18 protein-coding genes are annotated in these 18702 nt (G+C 58.0%); 8 read left to right on the top strand and 10 right to left on the bottom strand.

Annotated elements, in window-relative coordinates:
- Positions 1 to 141: 141 nt before the first annotated feature.
- From KB890_RS06285 to ybiB, 7 genes are all read left to right on the top strand, one after another.
- The gene (locus KB890_RS06285; protein WP_002895749.1) at positions 142 to 1473 is read left to right on the top strand and encodes an MFS transporter; all 1332 of its coding nucleotides are present in this window, start codon (positions 142 to 144) and stop codon (positions 1471 to 1473) included.
- Between the two features lie 50 nt (positions 1474 to 1523).
- Positions 1524 to 2273, top strand: a complete 750-nt coding sequence (locus KB890_RS06280) for an SDR family NAD(P)-dependent oxidoreductase (protein WP_002895750.1) — start codon at positions 1524 to 1526, stop codon at positions 2271 to 2273.
- A 13-nt stretch (positions 2274 to 2286) separates the two neighbouring features.
- Entirely contained in the window at positions 2287 to 3132 is an 846-nt protein-coding gene (locus tag KB890_RS06275; protein ID WP_002895753.1) for a transketolase, read from the top strand.
- Positions 3132 to 4124: a transketolase family protein gene (locus KB890_RS06270; protein ID WP_020324608.1), complete on the top strand. Its 993-nt coding sequence runs from the start codon at positions 3132 to 3134 to the stop codon at positions 4122 to 4124. Before KB890_RS06275 ends, KB890_RS06270 begins: the two co-directional genes overlap by 1 nt.
- A gap of 214 nt (positions 4125 to 4338) precedes the next feature.
- Positions 4339 to 5694 (top strand): ATP-dependent RNA helicase RhlE, encoded by a 1356-nt coding sequence (gene rhlE, locus KB890_RS06265; protein WP_004179103.1) that lies wholly within the window; start codon positions 4339 to 4341, stop codon positions 5692 to 5694.
- Between the two features lie 187 nt (positions 5695 to 5881).
- Positions 5882 to 8038, top strand: coding sequence for an ATP-dependent DNA helicase DinG (dinG, locus tag KB890_RS06260; RefSeq protein ID WP_020324610.1), 2157 nt, complete (start codon positions 5882 to 5884; stop codon positions 8036 to 8038).
- Positions 8039 to 8067: 29 nt separating this feature from the next.
- Complete coding sequence (gene ybiB, locus KB890_RS06255) at positions 8068 to 9036, top strand: DNA-binding protein YbiB (RefSeq protein WP_020324612.1); 969 nt, start codon at positions 8068 to 8070, stop codon at positions 9034 to 9036.
- 109 nt (positions 9037 to 9145) lie between these two features.
- Here the strand turns inward: ybiB and ybiJ are convergent, their stop codons facing one another.
- The 4 genes from ybiJ to KB890_RS06235 all read right to left on the bottom strand — a co-directional run bounded on the left by ybiJ (position 9146) and on the right by KB890_RS06235 (position 10993).
- Positions 9146 to 9406, bottom strand: coding sequence for a DUF1471 family protein YbiJ (gene ybiJ / locus KB890_RS06250; RefSeq protein WP_004176772.1), 261 nt, complete (start codon positions 9404 to 9406; stop codon positions 9146 to 9148).
- Between the two features lie 285 nt (positions 9407 to 9691).
- Positions 9692 to 9958, bottom strand: coding sequence for a DksA/TraR family C4-type zinc finger protein (locus KB890_RS06245; protein ID WP_020324611.1), 267 nt, complete (start codon positions 9956 to 9958; stop codon positions 9692 to 9694).
- Between the two features lie 20 nt (positions 9959 to 9978).
- A complete protein-coding gene (locus tag KB890_RS06240; protein WP_020324613.1) occupies positions 9979 to 10239 on the bottom strand; it encodes a YdgH/BhsA/McbA family protein in 261 nt (86 codons plus the stop codon).
- 139 nt (positions 10240 to 10378) lie between these two features.
- Entirely contained in the window at positions 10379 to 10993 is a 615-nt protein-coding gene (locus KB890_RS06235) for a flavin reductase family protein (protein WP_002895828.1), read from the bottom strand.
- 96 nt (positions 10994 to 11089) lie between these two features.
- Between KB890_RS06235 and rlmF the strand changes: the two genes are divergently transcribed.
- Positions 11090 to 12004: a 23S rRNA (adenine(1618)-N(6))-methyltransferase RlmF gene (gene rlmF / locus KB890_RS06230; RefSeq protein WP_002895831.1), complete on the top strand. Its 915-nt coding sequence runs from the start codon at positions 11090 to 11092 to the stop codon at positions 12002 to 12004.
- A gap of 2 nt (positions 12005 to 12006) precedes the next feature.
- On the opposite strand, the gene ybiO is transcribed toward rlmF, so the two are convergent.
- From ybiO to rhtA, 6 genes are all read right to left on the bottom strand, one after another.
- Positions 12007 to 14202, bottom strand: coding sequence for a mechanosensitive channel protein (gene ybiO, locus KB890_RS06225; RefSeq protein ID WP_004142041.1), 2196 nt, complete (start codon positions 14200 to 14202; stop codon positions 12007 to 12009).
- Positions 14203 to 14313: 111 nt separating this feature from the next.
- Positions 14314 to 15036, bottom strand: a complete 723-nt coding sequence (gene glnQ / locus KB890_RS06220) for a glutamine ABC transporter ATP-binding protein GlnQ (RefSeq protein ID WP_004142040.1) — start codon at positions 15034 to 15036, stop codon at positions 14314 to 14316.
- Positions 15033 to 15692: a glutamine ABC transporter permease GlnP gene (gene glnP, locus KB890_RS06215; protein ID WP_002895837.1), complete on the bottom strand. Its 660-nt coding sequence runs from the start codon at positions 15690 to 15692 to the stop codon at positions 15033 to 15035. The genes glnQ and glnP overlap by 4 nt, the downstream gene beginning before the upstream one ends.
- Positions 15693 to 15817: 125 nt before the next feature.
- The gene (gene glnH / locus KB890_RS06210) at positions 15818 to 16564 is read right to left on the bottom strand and encodes a glutamine ABC transporter substrate-binding protein GlnH (RefSeq protein WP_002895839.1); all 747 of its coding nucleotides are present in this window, start codon (positions 16562 to 16564) and stop codon (positions 15818 to 15820) included.
- Positions 16565 to 16972: 408 nt separating this feature from the next.
- Complete coding sequence (gene dps / locus KB890_RS06205; RefSeq protein ID WP_002895841.1) at positions 16973 to 17476, bottom strand: DNA starvation/stationary phase protection protein Dps; 504 nt, start codon at positions 17474 to 17476, stop codon at positions 16973 to 16975.
- A gap of 237 nt (positions 17477 to 17713) precedes the next feature.
- Positions 17714 to 18601: a threonine/homoserine exporter RhtA gene (rhtA, locus tag KB890_RS06200; protein ID WP_002895842.1), complete on the bottom strand. Its 888-nt coding sequence runs from the start codon at positions 18599 to 18601 to the stop codon at positions 17714 to 17716.
- Between the last annotated feature and the right edge of the window lie 101 nt (positions 18602 to 18702).

Here is an 18702-nt window from a genome sequence, read left to right as displayed (position 1 = left end):
GCATCGCAATTATAAAACACCTAACCACCTGTTTCGCTGGCGAAAAGCATTTATCTCTTGCTCCTGTATGGATAGTAAAACGCGGTGATCCGAAGCGGCAGCTTACAGCGAAGTGGATGAGGTATAAAACGAGGAAACCCTATGTCACGTATAGATACGCTGGTCTGTACTGACGCCAGGAAAACGAAATATCGTTTCGTGGTTTTGACGATGATTTTTCTGGTGTATGCCATCAATTACGCCGACCGAACGAATATTGGCGCGGTACTGCCTTTCATCATTGATGAGTTTCATATCAATAATTTTGAAGCCGGGGCCATCGCCAGTATGTTTTTCCTCGGCTATGCGGTAAGCCAGATCCCGGCCGGCTTTTTCATCGCCAAACGCGGTACCCGGGGGCTGGTATCGCTCTCCATTTTCGGCTTCTCCGCCTTTACCTGGCTGATGGGCACGGTGAGCTCCGTGTTTGGCCTGAAGCTGGTGCGGCTGGGACTGGGGCTGAGCGAAGGGCCTTGCCCGGTGGGGCTGGCTTCCACCATAAATAACTGGTTTCCACCAAAAGAGAAAGCCACGGCAACCGGCGTTTACATCGCGGCGACCATGTTTGCGCCGATTATTGTGCCGCCGCTGGCGGTGTGGATTGCGGTGACCTGGGGGTGGCGGTGGGTCTTTTTCTCTTTTGCTATACCCGGAATTGTGGCGGCCATCGCGTGGTATCTGCTGGTCAAATCCAAGCCTGCTGAGAGCGGATTTGTTTCCCAAAGCGAACTGGCAGAGATTAATGCCGGGCGTGAAAGTCATAATAATAGCGTACGCGAAAATATCTTAATTGCCGAAAGATTCACCTGGCTGGATAAAATCATTCGGGTAAAGAAAATGGCGCCAATTGATACGGCGAAAGGCTTATTCACCTCAAAAAATATTCTCGGTGACTGCCTGGCGTATTTTATGATGGTTAGCGTGCTGTACGGATTATTAACCTGGATCCCCCTGTATTTAGTCAAAGAGCGCGGTTTCGATGTAATGAGTATGGGCTTCGTGGCCAGTATGCCGTGCATCGGCGGCTTTATTGGCGCGATCGGCGGCGGATGGGTTTCGGATAAGCTATTAGGCCGCCGGCGTAAACCCACCATGATGTTCACTGCGGTGTCAACGGTGGTCATGATGCTAATTATGCTGAATATCCCGGCCAGCACCCTGGCAGTTTGTATTGGATTATTCTTTGTCGGCTTTTGTTTAAATATCGGCTGGCCAGCCTTTACCGCGTACGGTATGGCCGTTTCGGATAGCAAAACCTATCCAATCGCCTCTTCCATAATTAATAGCGGCGGCAACCTCGGTGGATTTGTCGCGCCGATGGCGGCTGGTTTCTTGCTTGATAAAACCGGGAGTTTTAATTCTGTATTTACCTATTTTGGTATCTGCGCCGCCATTGGTTTGGTGGTGATTCTTTTCCTCGATGAACCACAATAACGGAAATATATCCTGTTAATTAATATGACGTAATGTCATGGAGTGAAACTATGTTATTAAAAGATAAAGTCGCCATTATTACTGGCGCGGCCTCCGCACGCGGTTTGGGCTTCGCGACTGCGAAATTATTCGCCGAAAACGGCGCGAAAGTGGTCATTATCGACCTCAATGGCGAAGCCAGTAAAACCGCCGCGGCGGCATTAGGCGAAGGCCATCTCGGCCTGGCGGCCAACGTCGCTGATGAAGTGCAGGTGCAGGCGGCCATCGAACAGATCCTGGCGAAATACGGTCGGGTTGATGTACTGGTCAATAACGCCGGGATTACCCAGCCGTTGAAGCTGATGGATATCAAGCGCGCCAACTATGACGCGGTGCTTGATGTTAGCCTGCGCGGCACGCTGCTGATGTCGCAGGCGGTTATCCCCACCATGCGGGCGCAAAAATCCGGCAGCATCGTCTGCATCTCGTCCGTCTCCGCCCAGCGCGGCGGCGGTATCTTTGGCGGACCGCACTACAGCGCGGCAAAAGCCGGGGTGCTGGGTCTGGCGCGGGCGATGGCGCGCGAGCTTGGCCCGGATAACGTCCGCGTTAACTGCATCACCCCGGGGCTGATTCAGACCGACATTACCGCCGGCAAGCTGACTGATGACATGACGGCCAACATTCTTGCCGGCATTCCGATGAACCGCCTTGGCGACGCGATAGACATCGCGCGCGCCGCGCTGTTCCTCGGCAGCGATCTTTCCTCCTACTCCACCGGCATCACCCTGGACGTTAACGGCGGCATGTTAATTCACTAAGCGAGGCAAACAGATGAAGATGACCGAATCACAAAAAGTCGCCGCGGCGGCGTGGCGTATTCGCCGTTACGCCCTGCAAATGGGGGAAGTGCAGGGGCAGGGCTATATCGGCCAGGCGCTGGGCTATGCCGATGTGCTCGCCACCGCCTTCAGCCATGCCATGACCTATCGCCCGGAAGATCCCGAGTGGGAGGGGCGCGATCGCTTCCTGCTCTCTCATGGCCATTACGCTATCGCTTATTATGCCGCGCTGCTGGAGGCGGGCATTATCCCGGAAGCCGAACTGGAAACCTACGGCTCCGACGACAGCCGCCTGCCGATGTCCGGCATGGCGACCTACACCCCGGGGATGGAGATGTCCGGCGGCTCGCTGGGGCAGGGGCTGTCTATCGCCGTCGGCATGGCGCTCGGGCTGCGGCAGAAACAGAGTAAGGCCTGGGTCTACAACTCCATGTCCGATGGGGAGCTGGACGAAGGGTCGACCTGGGAGGCGGCGATGTCGGCGGCTCACTATGGCCTGAGCAACCTGATTAACCTTGTCGATGTCAACAAACAGCAGGCTGACGGCGATTCACGCAAAATCCTCGGCTTTGAGCCGCTGCAGGATAAATGGGCCGCCTTCGGCTGGTACGTACAGCGCGTGGACGGTAACGATCTGCCGGCGGTGATGGCCGCCTTTGACAACGCGAAAAGTTATTCCGGCAATCAGCCGCGGGTCATTTTATGCGACACGCTGATGGGCAAAGGGGTGCCGTTCCTCGAAACCCGCGATAAAAACCATTTTATTCGCGTCGATGCCGACGAATGGCAAAAAGCGATCGCGGTGCTGGACGCTAACAAACCGGAAGGAGTGCTGTAATGAGCCAGAGTCAACCCCGTTTAAAAACGTCGGCGATGATCGCCTCGATTGCTGATGAAGGCCAGGCGACCGTCCCTGCGCCCTTCGGCGTCGCGCTGTCAAAACTGGCGGCGCAGCGCCCGGAAATCGTCGGCATGACTGCGGATCTGTCAAAATATACCGACCTGCATATTTTCGCCCAGGCCTTCCCGGATCGCTTTTTCCAGATGGGCATGGCCGAACAGCTGCTGATGGCGGCGGCAGGGGGGATGGCGAAGGAGGGATTTATTCCTTTCGCCACCACCTATGCCGCCTTTGCAACCCGTCGCGCCTATGATTTTATTCACCAGGTCATCGCCGAAGAGCATCTGAACGTGAAGATCTGCGCGGCGCTGCCGGGCCTGACGACCGGCTATGGCCCCAGCCATCAGGCCACCGAAGATCTGGCGATCATGCGCGGTATCCCCGGGATGGTTATCGTCGATCCTTGCGATGCGCTGGAGATAGAGCAGGCGGTACCGGCCATTGCCGATCACCAGGGGCCGGTGTATATGCGTCTGCTGCGCGGTAAGGTGCCGCTGGTGCTGGATAAATATGACTATCAGTTCGAACTGGGTAAGGCGAAGCTGCTGGAGGACGGCAACGATGTGCTGATTATCTCCTCCGGGCTGATGACCATGCGCGCGCTGGAGGCGGCTGAAAAGCTGCGGGCCGATAATATCGGCGTGGCGGTTCTGCACGTGCCGACCATCAAACCGCTGGATGAGAAAGCGATTATTGAACAGGCGTCGAAGCCGGGCCTCCTGGTGGTAACTGCGGAGAACCACACCGCGGTCGGCGGCCTGGGGGAAGCGGTGGCCGCGCTGCTGATGCGTAAGGGCGTACGCTGTGAGCTGGATAGCGTGGGGCTGCCCGACGCGTTCCTGTTAGCCGGCGCCCTGCCGACCCTCCACGATCGCTACGGCATCTCCACCGCGAAGATTGTCGAAAAAATTAAGTATCGTCTGCGTTAACCGCACTGCTATGACCCACTGGCCGCTGAGCGCGCTCAGCGGCCTTCTCATGCCCGCCAGCCAGGCGCGGCATTCTTTTGCAGATTTTATGCGGCCTGTCACAAAATCTGCTAGACTGCGCCCCTTCATGGCATTGTGGTTTTTGCCATCTCTTATCGCAATAATCTCCCTGAAAACTACGCCCTTCACCGGGCCGGGGCGGTTCGGAGTTGTTATGTCTTTTGATTCCCTTGGCCTGAATCCCGATATCCTGCGCGCTGTCGCTGAGCAGGGCTACGTTGAGCCGACCCCTATCCAGCAGCAGGCGATCCCGGCGGTACTGCAGGGCCGTGACCTGATGGCTAGCGCCCAGACCGGCACCGGTAAAACGGCGGGCTTTACCCTGCCGCTGCTGCAGCGCCTGATCCTGAATGAGCCGCACGCAAAGGGCCGTCGTCCGGTGCGCGCGCTGATCCTGACCCCGACCCGTGAGCTGGCGGCGCAGGTGGGCGAGAACGTCCGCGATTACAGTAAATACCTGAATATTCGCTCGCTGGTGGTCTTCGGCGGCGTGAGTATCAACCCGCAGATGATGAAGCTGCGCGGCGGCGTCGACATCCTCGTCGCCACCCCGGGCCGTCTGCTGGACCTCGAACATCAGAACGCCGTCAGTCTTGATAAAGTTGAAATCCTCGTGCTGGACGAAGCGGACCGTATGCTGGATATGGGCTTTATCCATGACATCCGTCGCGTACTGGCCAAACTGCCGGCGCGTCGACAGAACCTGCTGTTCTCGGCGACCTTCTCCGACGAGATCAAGGGCCTGGCCGAGAAACTGCTGCACAACCCGCTGGAAGTGGAAGTGGCGCGTCGTAACACCGCGTCCGAGCAGATCACCCAGCACGTCCATTTCGTTGACAAGAACCGCAAGCGTGAACTGCTGTCGCAGCTTATCGGCGAAGGCAACTGGCAGCAGGTGCTGGTGTTTACCCGTACCAAGCATGGCGCCAACCACCTCGCGGAACAGCTCAACAAAGACGGCATCCGCAGCGCGGCGATCCATGGCAACAAGAGCCAGGGAGCGCGTACCCGCGCGCTGGCCGACTTTAAATCCGGCGGCATTCGCGTGCTGGTGGCGACCGATATCGCCGCCCGCGGTCTGGATATCGAAGAGCTGCCGCACGTGGTGAACTACGAGCTGCCGAACGTACCGGAAGATTACGTCCACCGTATCGGCCGTACCGGTCGCGCGGCGGCCACCGGCGAAGCCTTATCATTGGTGTGCGTGGATGAGCATAAGCTGCTGCGCGATATCGAGCGCCTGCTGAAAAAAGAGATCCCGCGCATCGCGATTGCCGGCTATGAGCCGGATCCGTCCATTAAAGCCGAACCTATCCAGAACGGTCGCCAGCAGCGCGGCGGCGGTCGTGGGCAAGGTCAGGGACGCGGCGGCCAGGGTCAGGGACGCAGCGGACAGCCGCGCAGCCAGAATAATGCCCCGCGCCGTCAGGACGGCGAGGCGCCGAAAGCGCGCACTCAGGACGGCAAACCGCCGCGCCGCCGTCGCCCGCGTAAACCGGCTGGCGAATAACACGCTGATGTCCGGGCCGCGATAACGCGCCCCGGCTCAGGCCCGTCTGTCCGCTACGCGGCGGCGGGCCTTTTTCTTTCCATTACACTATTTGTCGAGCAGGCTTCCACACTCCGCAGAAAGCAATACCTCCGGGCGGGCAAAAATGGCACAATAGTGGCTGTTTATACAGTATTCAGGTTTTCTCATGGCTTTGACCGCTGCGCTGAAAGCGCAAATCGCCGCCTGGTATAAGGCGCTTCAGGAACAGATCCCGGACTTTATTCCGCGTCCCCCGCAGCGGCAGATGATCGCCGATGTGGCGAAAACCCTTGCCGGGGAAGAGGGCAGGCATCTGGCTATCGAAGCGCCGACCGGCGTCGGCAAAACGCTGTCATATCTGATCCCGGGCATCGCCATCGCCCGCGAGGAACAAAAAACGCTGGTGGTCAGCACCGCCAACGTCGCCCTGCAGGATCAAATCTACAGTAAGGACCTGCCGCTGCTGCGTAAAATCATTCCCGACCTGCGCTTCACCGCCGCCTTTGGCCGCGGACGCTACGTCTGTCCGCGCAACCTGACGGCGCTGGCCAGCACCGAGCCGTCGCAGCAGGATCTGCTGGCCTTTCTCGATGACGATCTCACCCCGAATAATCAGGCGGAGCAGAAGCTGTGCGCGACCCTGAAGCAGGATCTCGACAGCTACCGCTGGGACGGCCTGCGCGACCATACCGACAAAGCCATCGACGATGGGCTATGGAGCCGGCTGAGCACCGATAAGGCCAGCTGCCTGAACCGCAACTGCCACTACTATCGCGAGTGCCCGTTCTTTGTGGCGCGGCGGGAAATTCAGGAGGCGGAAGTGGTGGTGGCCAACCATGCGCTGGTGATGGCGGCGATGGAGAGCGAAGCGGTGCTGCCGGAGCCGAAAAACCTGCTGCTGGTCCTCGATGAAGGCCATCATCTGCCGGACGTCGCCCGCGACGCGCTGGAGATGAGCGCCGAGATCACCGCCCCCTGGTTTCGCCTGCAGCTGGATCTGTTCTGCAAGCTGGTGGCCACCTGCATGGAGCAGTTTCGTCCAAAAACCACGCCGCCGCTGGCCAATCCGGAGCGGCTCACCGCTCATTGCGAAGAGCTTTTCGAGCTGATTGCTTCGTTGAATAATATTCTCAATCTCTATATGCCCGCCGGTCAGGAAGCGGAGCATCGCTTCCCGATGGGCGAACTGCCGCAGGAGGTGATGGAGATCTGCCAGCGGCTGGCGAAGCTCACCGAGTTGCTGCGCGGCCTGGCGGAGCTGTTCCTGAACGATCTCAGCGAAAAGACCGGCAGCCATGACGTGGTGCGCCTGCATCGGGTGCTGCTGCAGATGAACCGCGCCCTTGGCATGTTTGAAAGCCAAAGCAAGCTGTGGCGCCTGGCGTCGCTGGCGCAGTCCTCAGGCGCGCCGGTAACCAAATGGGCGACGCGGGTGGTGCGCGATGGCCAGATCCACGTCTGGTTCCACTGCGTCGGGATCCGCGTCAGCGATCAGCTTGAACGGCTGCTGTGGCGCAGCGTGCCGCATATCGTGGTGACGTCAGCGACGCTGCGCTCGCTAAACAGCTTCTCGCGCCTGCAGGAGATGAGCGGTCTGAAGGAGAAAGCGGGGGACCGCTTCGTGGCGCTGGATTCGCCGTTCAACCACGTGGAGCAGGGGAAAATTATTATTCCTCAAATGCGTTATGAACCGCTGATCGATAACGAAGAGCAGCACATTGCCGAGATGGCGGCCTATTTTCGCCAGCAGGTGGAGAGCAAAAAACATCTCGGGATGCTGGTGCTGTTTGCCAGCGGGCGGGCGATGAACCGCTTCCTCGAGCATGTGACCGATCTGCGCCTGATGCTGTTGGTGCAGGGCGACCAGCCGCGCTACCGGCTGGTGGAGCTGCATCGCAAACGGGTGGAAAGCGGCGAGCGCAGCGTGCTGGTGGGTCTGCAGTCCTTTGCCGAAGGTCTCGATTTAAAAGGCGATCTGCTAAGCCAGGTGCATATCCATAAAATCGCTTTTCCGCCCATCGACAGCCCGGTAGTGATCACCGAAGGCGAATGGCTGAAAAGCCTCAATCGTTATCCCTTCGAGGTACAGAGTTTGCCCAGCGCCTCCTTTAATCTTATTCAGCAGGTGGGGCGTTTGATCCGTAGCCATAACTGCTGGGGAGAGGTGGTGATTTACGATAAGCGTCTGTTGACCAAAAACTACGGCGCGCGTCTACTGAACGCGTTACCTGTTTTTCCCATAGAGCAGCCGGGCGTTCCGGAGGTTATAGTAAAACGGAAAGCAAAACAGACAGCAAAACAGACGGGCCGCAAACGTCGCTGACGCCGGCGCGTGATGCACCAGGGGGAGCCATGGAGTACAGCAAAATTATAAAAGAGGTGGGTCGCGGTAAGAATCATGCCCGCGATCTCGATGAAGAGACCGCCCGTGCGCTCTACGCGCGGATGCTGAACGGCGAGGTGCCGGAGCTGGAGCTGGGGGGAATATTAATTGCCCTGCGCATTAAAGGCGAAGGCGAAGCGGAGATGAAAGGTTTTTACGCCGCGATGCAGCAGCATACGCTGCGCCTGACCCCGCCGGCCGGCAAGCCGATGCCGATCGTTATCCCCAGCTACAACGGCGCGCGCAAGCAGGCGAACCTCACGCCGCTGCTGGCGATGCTCCTGCACAAGCTGGGATTTCCGGTGGTGGTTCACGGCGTCAGTCACGATCCCACCCGGGTGCTGACCGAAACCATTTTTTCCCTGCTGGACATTCCGGCCACCCTGCACGCCGGACAGGCTCAGGCGCAGCTGGAGGGCCATGAACCGGTGTATATCCCGGTGGGGGCCTTCTGTCCGCCGCTGGAGAAACAGCTGGCGATGCGCTGGCGGATGGGCGTACGCAACAGCGCCCATACCCTGGCCAAGCTGGCCACGCCGTTTGGCGAAGGGGAGGCATTGCGTCTCTCCAGCGTGTCGCATCCGGAATATGTTCCCCGGGTGGCGAACTTCTTTCGCGAGACCGGTGGCCGCGCGCTGCTGATGCATGGTACCGAGGGCGAAGTGTACGCCAACCCGCAGCGCTGTCCGCAGATCAGCCTGATTGATGAGCAGGGCGTGCGGGTGCTGTACGAACGCCAGACTGAGATGGCAGCGGAGGCGGTGGTCCTGCCGACCTCGAAAGACCCTGAGGTCACCGCGCGCTGGATTGAACGCTGCGTCGCTGGCGTCGAACCGGTGCCCAACTCGTTGAAGATCCAGCTTGCCTGCTGTCTGCTGGCCTGCGGGGAAGTGACCTCGCTGGAGCAGGGCCTCAGCCGCGTCAACGACTGCTGGTGATCGGATCTGCAGGATAAAAAAAAGCCCGTCCGGTGGCTCGGACGGGCAAGGCAAGGGTATTAAAGGTCTTTTCAGGGTTAATTCAGTGGCTTACAGATGGGTGCAGCGATTATTTATAGATAACCGCAGTACCGCTCAGTTTGTTGTTGGTGTTAGCGGAAGTAATGCTGTAGCCGGTCGCGCCAGCGGCTTCGGCTTTAGCAGCCAGTTTTGCTTCCAGACCATCTAAAGTGGTTGCGCCTTGCGCAGACACCACGCCGATCTTATTCATGCTTTCAGCCTGAGCGGGGGTAACCGGTTCGGCGGCAAAGGCGCCGAAGGAAAGAGCGGTCAGAGCGATGGCAGCGGCAGCATATTTGATGTTTTTCATAGTTAATCTCTCGCAGGTTGTTCTGTTCAGGGGACGATGTTCCGTCGATGTGATAAGTATCACGCTTTTTTGCGGGAGATAAAATCGAAGGAAATTCACAGTCTTCATCGAATTTTTTGAATGATTAATAATTTACTGATTATTAATAAATTATTTCTTATTCTTTTCGTCACGAAGCGTAGCGAGGAAGACCGACGCGTTTAAGGGCACATATTGCGACTTTTTCCGCCAAAAAATGTGCGCGAAAAGATAATGCGAAAGGCTGTCATAAACGGTAAAGGAAAGTCAGCGTAGCTGGCTATCCTTGGAACAGCGACGATTATATCCTGAAAATGTATTGTTATGTAAATCTTTCTCCTGCTGGCACTTCACGCAGTATCTGACCCCTGGGATGGCCTGTCGCCGGGCCTCCGGAATCGGCTCTCCGCATTCATCACAAAATTTGTTGCTTTCGCCGCGCGGAAGCTCGCGGCGGGCGCGAGCCACCGCATCGTCAATAGTGCTGTCGATCTGATCCTGTACGGCGCCGTCGCCTGCCCAACCTGATGCCATCGTCTGCCTCCTGTAAAAGGTTATTGATAAATTATAGCTGAACCGTACAGCCGGTTACCGCTGCTGGCGGCATTGATCCGCCAGGCTATCGCCCCCTGACGGTGGGCCTTATCCGCGAGGGCGGCCGCCAGGTCGTCCAGGGTGCTGGCGCCGAAGGCGGAGACGGTGCCGACAGGGCGGAGCGGCCCGGCATAGGGCAGTACGGGTGGCGGTGGCAGGGGAGAGGCCGCAGTGGCATGAGCGGTGAGCGCCGCGGCGAACAGCAGCGAGGTGATTTTCATCAGCATATCCTCATAAACAGCATGGGACATAGCTTAAGTGTAGGTCTTTCCAGACCGCGCGACAGGGAATGTTTAATGCAAAACAGTGCGTTTTGCATGCTACCGGCGCAGGGGAGCGCTACTCTGGCCGGTAGATTATTTAGCGGGCGTCAGGGCGGATCATGTCAAAGCGCAGGCTGTCATCAATACCGTAATAGGCGCTCGGGCCACCGGCGCGCAGGATCGGCTGGGCCCGGGCGGTTTGATAGATACCGTTGTCCAGCAGTGATTCATCGATATGCACGGCGACCACTTCACCGAGCACCAGCCACGTATCGACAGGGTTGCCGTCGGCGGTGGTGAGTTGAATACACTGCGACAGACGGCACTCAAAGTTCACCGGACTCTCCGCGACCCGGGGAGCGCTGACCAGGCGGCTGGCGGCGGCGGTGAGGCCGGCGCGCACGAATTCGTCCTCATGGTGCGGAATCGAGGCTGACGTTTCATTCATCGCCATGGCCAGCGGTCGCGTCGCCAGGTTCCAGACGAACTCCTTTGTTTCGACGATATTTCGCACGCTGTCTTTCCAGCCGCTGCTGGCGAAACCAATGATTGGCGGCCGATAGTTAAAGCAGTTAAAAAAGCTGTATGGCGCCAGATTACGCTGGCCCTCGGCGTCCTGGGAGGCGATCCAGCCTATCGGGCGAGGCCCGATTATCGCGTTCAGCGGGTCATGCGGCAGGCCGTGGCCCTGCGAAGGTTGATAAAAGTACATGCTGCACCTGTCACGGATAATGGAGATATCCAGACTCCCTTATTTACCGCGCCGCCGTCAACGGGTATCTTACGCGGCTGTTCAAAGGAGATTGTCATGAAAGCCCAGAAACCGGGGTTACACCCGCGTAACCGCCACCATCAACGCTACGACCTGCCCGCGCTCTGCCAGGCCCATCCTGACCTGCAGGGCTACATTACGCTCAATCCGCTGGGTGAGCAGACCATTGATTTTGCCAATCCGCAGGCGGTGAAAGCGTTGAATAAAGCGCTGCTGGCGCATTTCTACGCGGTCAAACACTGGGACATTCCTGACGGCTTTCTCTGTCCGCCGGTGCCTGGGCGGGCCGACTATATTCATCATCTGGCGGATCTGCTGGCCGGGGATAGCGGCGAGGTGCCGAAGGATGCCACGATCCTTGATATTGGCACCGGCGCCAACCTCATCTATCCCCTGATCGGCGCTCACGAGTATGGCTGGCGCTTTACCGGCAGTGAAATCAACCCGCAGGCGTTCGCCAGCGCGCAGGCGATTATCAATGGCAACCCGGGCTTGACTCGGCAGATCCGCCTGCGCCGGCAAAAAGAGAGCCAGGCTATCTTTCACGGCGTGATCCATAAAAACGAGACCTACGACGCCACGCTGTGTAATCCGCCGTTCCATGACTCCGCAGAGAGCGCCCGGGCGGGGGGCGAGCGCAAGCGCCGCAACCTCGGACTCGGCGCCGAAAGTGGCCTCAATTTTGGCGGTCAGCAGCAGGAGCTGTGGTGCGAAGGGGGCGAAGTAGCCTTTATCTCGCAGATGATCCGCGAAAGCCAGGCCTTCGCCCGCCAGGTGAAATGGTTTACCTCGCTGGTGTCGCGCGGCGATAATCTGCCGCCGCTCTACCGCCTGCTGACCGAGGTCGGCGCAGTGAAAGTGGTGAAAAAGGAGATGGCCCAGGGGCAAAAGCAAAGTCGCTTTATCGCCTGGAGCTTTATGGACGACGCCAAACGCCGTCGTCCATTCTAACGCTACTCGGCGGCCGGGCTGTCGGCGCCCGGCATCGGCAGCTGCTGCCAGGTCTGTACCGGCGCGCGAACCCCGGCGCGATCGAAGTGCTTTTTCACCTGGGTGTCGAGGGCAAAACGCACCGTCCACTGCTTCAGCGGCAGGGTAGTGAAGCTGACGCGTAGCGTAAAGGCGGTATTGCTCAGCCCCACCAGCCCGGCGAACGACGGTTCGCCAATGATCAGACCGCGGATCTCCTCCTGGGCCAGCAGATCGTCCACCGCCGCCTTCAGCGCCTGGCTGGCTTTATCCAGATCCTCATGGCGGTCAACGTCATAGTTAGCCACAACCGAGCCAATGCCGCGCACGAAGTTGGCAAAGGTGGTGATCGAGGACCAGGGAATAATGTGATAGGCGCCGGTATCCTGACGTACCCCCACGGAGCGAATCGACATTCGTTCCACGGTGCCGGTCAAAGGACCGATGGTGACCAGGTCGCCGGTGTTCATCCCGTTCTCAAACTGGATAAATATGCCAGTGATAATGTCTTTGACCAGGGTTTGCGCACCAAACGAAATGGCCAGCCCTAACGCCCCGGCGCCCGCCAGCAGCGGCGCAATGTTTACCCCAATTTCCGAGAGCAGGATCATCACCGTGATGGTGCTGATCACCACCGCCAGCGCGTTGCGAAACAGCGTCAGCAGCGTCCGGGCCCGCGCGCTGGGCAGCGGACGGCCATGAATATCCGATGCCAGCCGGTTTTCAATCAGGCTGGCCAGAACCGTCCAGCCGATGGCGGAGAAGAAGAGGATCAGGGCGATGCGGATCAGCACATCCACCGTTTTTTGCCCGGCATCGTTGTGCAGCCATTCCCGGAAGTCAAACAGGCCCCAGGCGCTCAACAGCAGCATGATGGCGACACAGACGGTGAGAATGCGCGCCGCCTTCAGCGAGGCGGAGATCCAGCCATTCAGCCGCTTTTGCAGTTCAGGATAGTTGCGCTGAGTGGCGGGCGACAGGGTGATGGTTTTGGCTATCCAGCGCGACAGGATGCCAGACACCAGCGCCGCGCCGCCGATAATCGCCAGGCTTTGCAGGGTGGCGCCCATCATGAATTTCAGGCTGTTGCCCGGGTCGAACAGGGAAAAGAAAAAAAGCACCACAAAGTAGGCGCAGGCCAGCCAGTGCCAGACCAGCGCGAAGGCGCGGATAAACAGGCTAAAGAAAGCGAGTGAGTGGTCGGCCAGGTGGATCAACCCTTGAGTAATCACCGCTTTGTTATGAAAAATCAGGTACAGCGCCCACAGCGTAATGCACAGCATGATGACGACGTTAGCCAGCGCGCCAACCTGAACATTCACCTGATTGGAAATAATCGGCACCGCGACGATCAGACCGTAACCAATCAGGCTGCTGAGCGCGCTCAGGCGCAGGCTCCAGTATGACGCGGCCTCGTCGCTGAGGTTAAAGGGCCGCAGGGCAGGAATGCGCGGGCAGAAAATGAGCCGCAGAATAGCTTTAAAAAACTCGATCAGCGCGAAGGCGTTGAGGAAAAGGCTCTGCTGGAAGGCGATGGTAGGGTTATTCCCATTCAGGCGATCGCTTAGCAGCTGACCGACAAACAGGGTTAGCGCCAGCAGCAGCAGGTCGATGATAAACGCCCCGGCGATGGTCAGGGGCAGCTGGAGCCAGTTACCGCGATCGCGGTTTTTATGCCGTCCCCATTCGCCCATTTTGCGATACAGCGGCAGCGCCGCGAGGCGTACCAGCCACCAGAAGGCAAACACCAGCCCGGCCAGCAGTAAAAAATGCCAGGCCGCGCTGGTAAAGGTTTGCGGATTAAAGGGCTTATGCGGTGAGCCGGTGATATTGCGCCACAGCTGGGAAAAGCGTGATGAGAGCTGTTCGCCATATTCCCGGCTTATCTGGGTGACGTTCTCCAGTACCGTGGTCTCTTCTTTCACCGCCGGTGGCGTCAGCGTCGGGGTGCTGTCGGGCGGCGGCGTGGCGGCTGCTTTACGCAGCTGGTCAATGAGCTCCTGACGGGCGGAGTCGTTGGCCAGCACATCGGCCAGTGCGGCATAAGCCGCTCTTTTCTGTTCCACATCGGGTTCGCTGGCGCTGTTTTTATCAGTGTTAGCCGTCGGCACGCCGGGCAGGGTGGCGGCGGAAAGCGGGGCAGTAAACAGTGCAGCGAGCAAAAGCAGGATCCACGGCATGGGCACCTCCGTTGCAACGTAAACGGGTAAGTATAGAAGCCGCTGGCGGAAGGGGAGGGAAGAGGATTCTGGAAAAGCGGCTCTCATCGTGGGAGAGAGAGCCGTTGCGGGTCAGGCGACGTGTTGCAGGAATTCACGCAGGCGCGGGCTGGGCGGGTTCTTCACCAGCTCCTGGGGATTGCCGTCTTCAGCAATTCGTCCTTTGTCGATAAAGATTAGTCGCGAGGCCACTTTTTCGGCAAAGCCGATTTCGTGGGTCACAATCACCATCGTCATGCCCTCTTCCGCCAGGTCCTGCATCACCTTGAGCACTTCATGGCGCAGCTCCGGGTCGAGCGCGGAGGTCGGTTCATCAAACAGCATCATCTTCGGCTTCACCGCCAGCGCGCGGGCGATGGCCACACGCTGTTGCTGGCCGCCGGAGAGTTCGGACGGATAGTGATGCGCGCGCTCAGCCAGACCGACTTTCGCCAGCAGCTCTTTCGCCTGCTTCTCTGCCGCCTGCTTGCTGGCGCCGCGTACCCGCAGCGGGCCAAACATCACGTTTTCCAGCGCCGTGAGGTGCGGGAACAGATAAAACTGCTGGAAAACCATCCCGGCTTCCTGACGAATCAGACGTTCGTCCACCTTCGGGTCGTTGACCTTCAGACCATCGACAATCAGATCGCCGCTGGTGATCTCTTCCAGCTTATTGATGCAGCGCAGCATCGTTGATTTACCGGAACCGGAAGGGCCGATAATGACCACCACTTCACCCTGATTAATTTTCAGAGAGATATCGTGTAGCACCTGGGTCGGACCAAAGTGCTTGGAGACGTTTTTAAATTCAATCACAGGATTTTCATCCTTCTTTCAAGACGACGCAGAATAAAGCTCAGGACCAGGGTGATAATCAGGTAGATCACGGCTACGGCGCTCCAGATTTCCAGCGCGCGGAAGTTGCCCGCGATGATCTCCTGTCCCTGACGGGTCAGTTCGGCGACGCCGATGACGATGAACAGCGAGGTATCCTTGATGCTGATGATCCACTGGTTGCCCAGCGGCGGCAGCATGCGGCGCAGCGCCAGCGGCAGGATCACGTGGCGAATGGTTTCGCGACGCGACAGGCCAAGCGCCAGGCCCGCTTCGCGGAAGCCTTTATGTATGGAGAGCACCGCGCCGCGGGTGATTTCCGCGATATAGGCGCCCGAGTTTATCATGATGGTCACTACCGCCGCGGAGAAGGGGTCGATGCGCAGATCGCTAAAGGCCATCGGCAGCGCAAAGTAGATGAACATAACCTGCACCACAATCGGGGTGCCGCGAATGATTTCAATAAAGACCAGCGCGATGTGGTTGGCGATCCAGCCGCCGAAGCAGCGGGCGAAACCGGCCACCAGACCAATTATCAGACCGCCGGCCAGGCCGAGGACGGAAATCCACAGCGTCATTTTGGCGCCTTCCAGCAAAATCGGAATGGCAGGCCAGATGGCACTCCAGTCAAACTGCATAATACGTTCCTGTTACCGTGTCGAGAGCAGAGGAAAGCCTCCGCCAAAATACCGTCTCCCGCCGAGCCTGTGCCGGAAGACCGTTGTGGGGTCGCCGGACCTCGGTCCGGCGAAGTACGTTTTTATTATTTGGGTTCAGTGCCGAACCATTTTTTATAAATTTCGTTATAGGTACCATTGTCGCGCAGCGTTTTCAGCGCACCGTTCACTTTCTCACGCAGCTCGTCGCTGCCTTTCGGGAAGGCGATACCGTAGTTTTGCGCTTCCAGTGATTCGCCTACCGCTTTGAACTTACCGTTGCCCGCGGTTTTGATGAAGTACAGAATATTCGGCGTATCGTGCAGCACGGCATCCGCGCGACCGGTTCCCAGCTCCATATAGGCGTTATCGATGTTCGGGAACTGACGCAGATCTTTGGTTTTGATATTGGCTTTCGCGTAGTCAACGGAGCCGGTGCCGCTCTTCACCGCGACCACTTTACCGTTCAGATCTTTGACATCTTTGATGTCGTTATTATTAGCGTTGACCATCACCAGCAGGCCGCTTTTATAGTAGCCGTCGGAGAAGTCGATCGCTTTTTTACGCTCGTCGGTAATGGTGATCCCCGCCAGCGCCAGATCGATATTTTTGGTTTGCAGCGCCGGGATAATGCCGCTGAAGTCCATTGGCTTCAGGGTGTAGTCGAGCTTCAGCTCTTTGGCGATAGCCGCCCACAGGTCAACGTCAAAACCCACATACTTATCGCCTTGCTTAAATTCGAACGGGACGAACGCCGTATCGGTGGCGACAACCAGGGTCTTATTGGCGGCATGGGAAGAAACCGCAAAAGCCAGGGTCAGTGCAGCCAGTGAAACTTTAAATACAGACTTCATAGCATTTCCTTTTATATCCACGGGACGATCCCCTGCGAGAACGACTAGCCTAATGAAAAAATCGTGCCACTTTTACAAGCTGTTGTTTTTCAACAAACGAAGCGTAAGTCGTTGCACAAGAACGATCATTTCAGGCAGTGACTGCACCATGATGGGGCGTCATTTTGGTGCGTCATAAGGGTGCTGAATTACCAGCCCATTTTTAGCGCAAACCCTGATGGGAAAACAATCTCGACGTAACGATTGTGTGAGGTGATTATTACAATCTTTTTACTTTTGCGCGCATTTTCATCAATCTGGTGCCCTGAAACGGTGCAAGGCCAGTGGAGGATGAAAAGCAAAGGATGGAATATAGGGCAGGGAGAAACGCTGAGGCGCCGCCGACCGCGCTGGGCCGGCGGCAAAGCCTTACTCGATGTTGGCTTCAATGAACCACAGGAATTTATCCAGATCGCGGGAAGCCGCGGTGAAGATATCTGCAGTGTCTTCGTCTTTTGCTTCGTCGATCGCCTTACGCACATCGTTCGCCACTACCGCGTAGCGGTCAGCCAGGGCTTTCAGGTGATCCTGAACGTGATGGATGTCCAGCGGGTAGCTCTGCAGCGGGGTTTTGCTGTTAATGACCTGAGTGGTACCCAGGGCGACGCCGCCCAGCTGCACCGCGCGCTCGGCCATGGTGTCCAGATGTTCGGTCAGCGCGGTACGGAAGCCATCCAGCATTTCGTGCACGGCGATAAAGTTCGCACCGCGCATATTCCAGTGTGCCTGCTTGGTGATAAGTGACAGGTCAATGAACTGGATCACCTGGCGATTCAACAGCTCAATGGTCGCTTTCTTTTCGCTGTCAGCGACATCGTTGCGGGTATAGACCAGATTAGACGCTTTTGATTTAACCAGTTTTGCGGTACTCATCGTTTCATATCCTCTTGATATTGATGCTCATCACACTTCAGATCTGAATGATGTGGAGCGTTGTCCCAAATGACTTCGGAAATAAGTATAGCAAGGGTTTTCAAGAGTGAGGCATCGGCAGGCTATATCACTCCGATAGCGCAAAGTGGTTGGTTATTTTAAAAACATTTAAATATCAGCTATTTATATTTGGCTGAACGGCTCGGATTTCTCTCGGGCCGGCGCCGTAACAGAATGTTAATTGATATCGACCTGCTCGACTTTACTCTGCCGTTGCATCGTCAGCGTGGCGCCCATCGAGGCGATAATGATCGCGCCGAGCGCCAGGGTCTGGGAGAGCTTCAGCGTTTCACCGAGGAAGATCATACCGGAGAGGGCGGCTAACGCTGGCTCAAGGCTCATCAGCGTGCCGAAGGTGCGCGTCGGCAAGCGCGTCAGGGCCATCATCTCGAGGGAGTAGGGCAGCGCGGTAGAGAGAATCGCGATCCCCAAACCCAGCGGCAGCAGCGACCACTGCCACAGCGTATCGGTGGCCTGCGCCATGCCTAACGGCACAAACACCAGCGAGGCGATGAGCGACCCCATCGCTACCGTGGCTGGACCATGCTCTTCACCGGCACGCTGTCCGGTCAGAATATAGACCGCCCAGCATGCCCCGGCGCCGAGGGCGAACAGCGCGCCGGTTAAATCGACCTGCGCCACGTTCTGCCCCAGCGGCAGAAGATACCATAGTCCGAGGATCGCCAGCGCCACCCAGACAAAATCCAGCGGGCGGCGCGAACCAAACAGCGCCACCGCCAGCGGGCCGGTAAACTCCAGGGCCACCGCCACGCCGAGCGGAATACGCTGCAGGGATAAATAAAAGAGATAGTTCATCGCCCCGAGCGCCAGGCCGTACAGTAGCAGCGGCACGCGCTGCGCGGGGGAGAAACGTAGCCGCCATGGCTTGAACACCACCACCAGAATCAGCGTTCCCAGCGCCAGACGCAGGGCGGTGACGCCCGGGGCGCCGACCACCGGGAACAGCGATTTAGCAAGCGATGCGCCGCTTTGAATCGAGGTCATGGCGACTAAAATCACCAGTATCGGCAACCATGCCGCCGCTTTTCTGGATGGACCGGGCATCCTTTCTCCTGTCAGGTTTTGTCAAAAGGGGTAAAAGTTCCAGTGTACTGGAATTACCTGCCGGCGGTTGAGCTAATGTTGAAAAAAACAGGGGCAAAAAC

The organism is Klebsiella sp. P1954 (assembly GCF_018199955.1).
In the GTDB taxonomy this organism is placed as follows: domain Bacteria; phylum Pseudomonadota; class Gammaproteobacteria; order Enterobacterales; family Enterobacteriaceae; genus Klebsiella; species Klebsiella pneumoniae.
The sequence above is the reverse complement of the archived record's forward strand: the minus strand, read 5'-3'. Positions and strand labels throughout refer to the sequence as shown.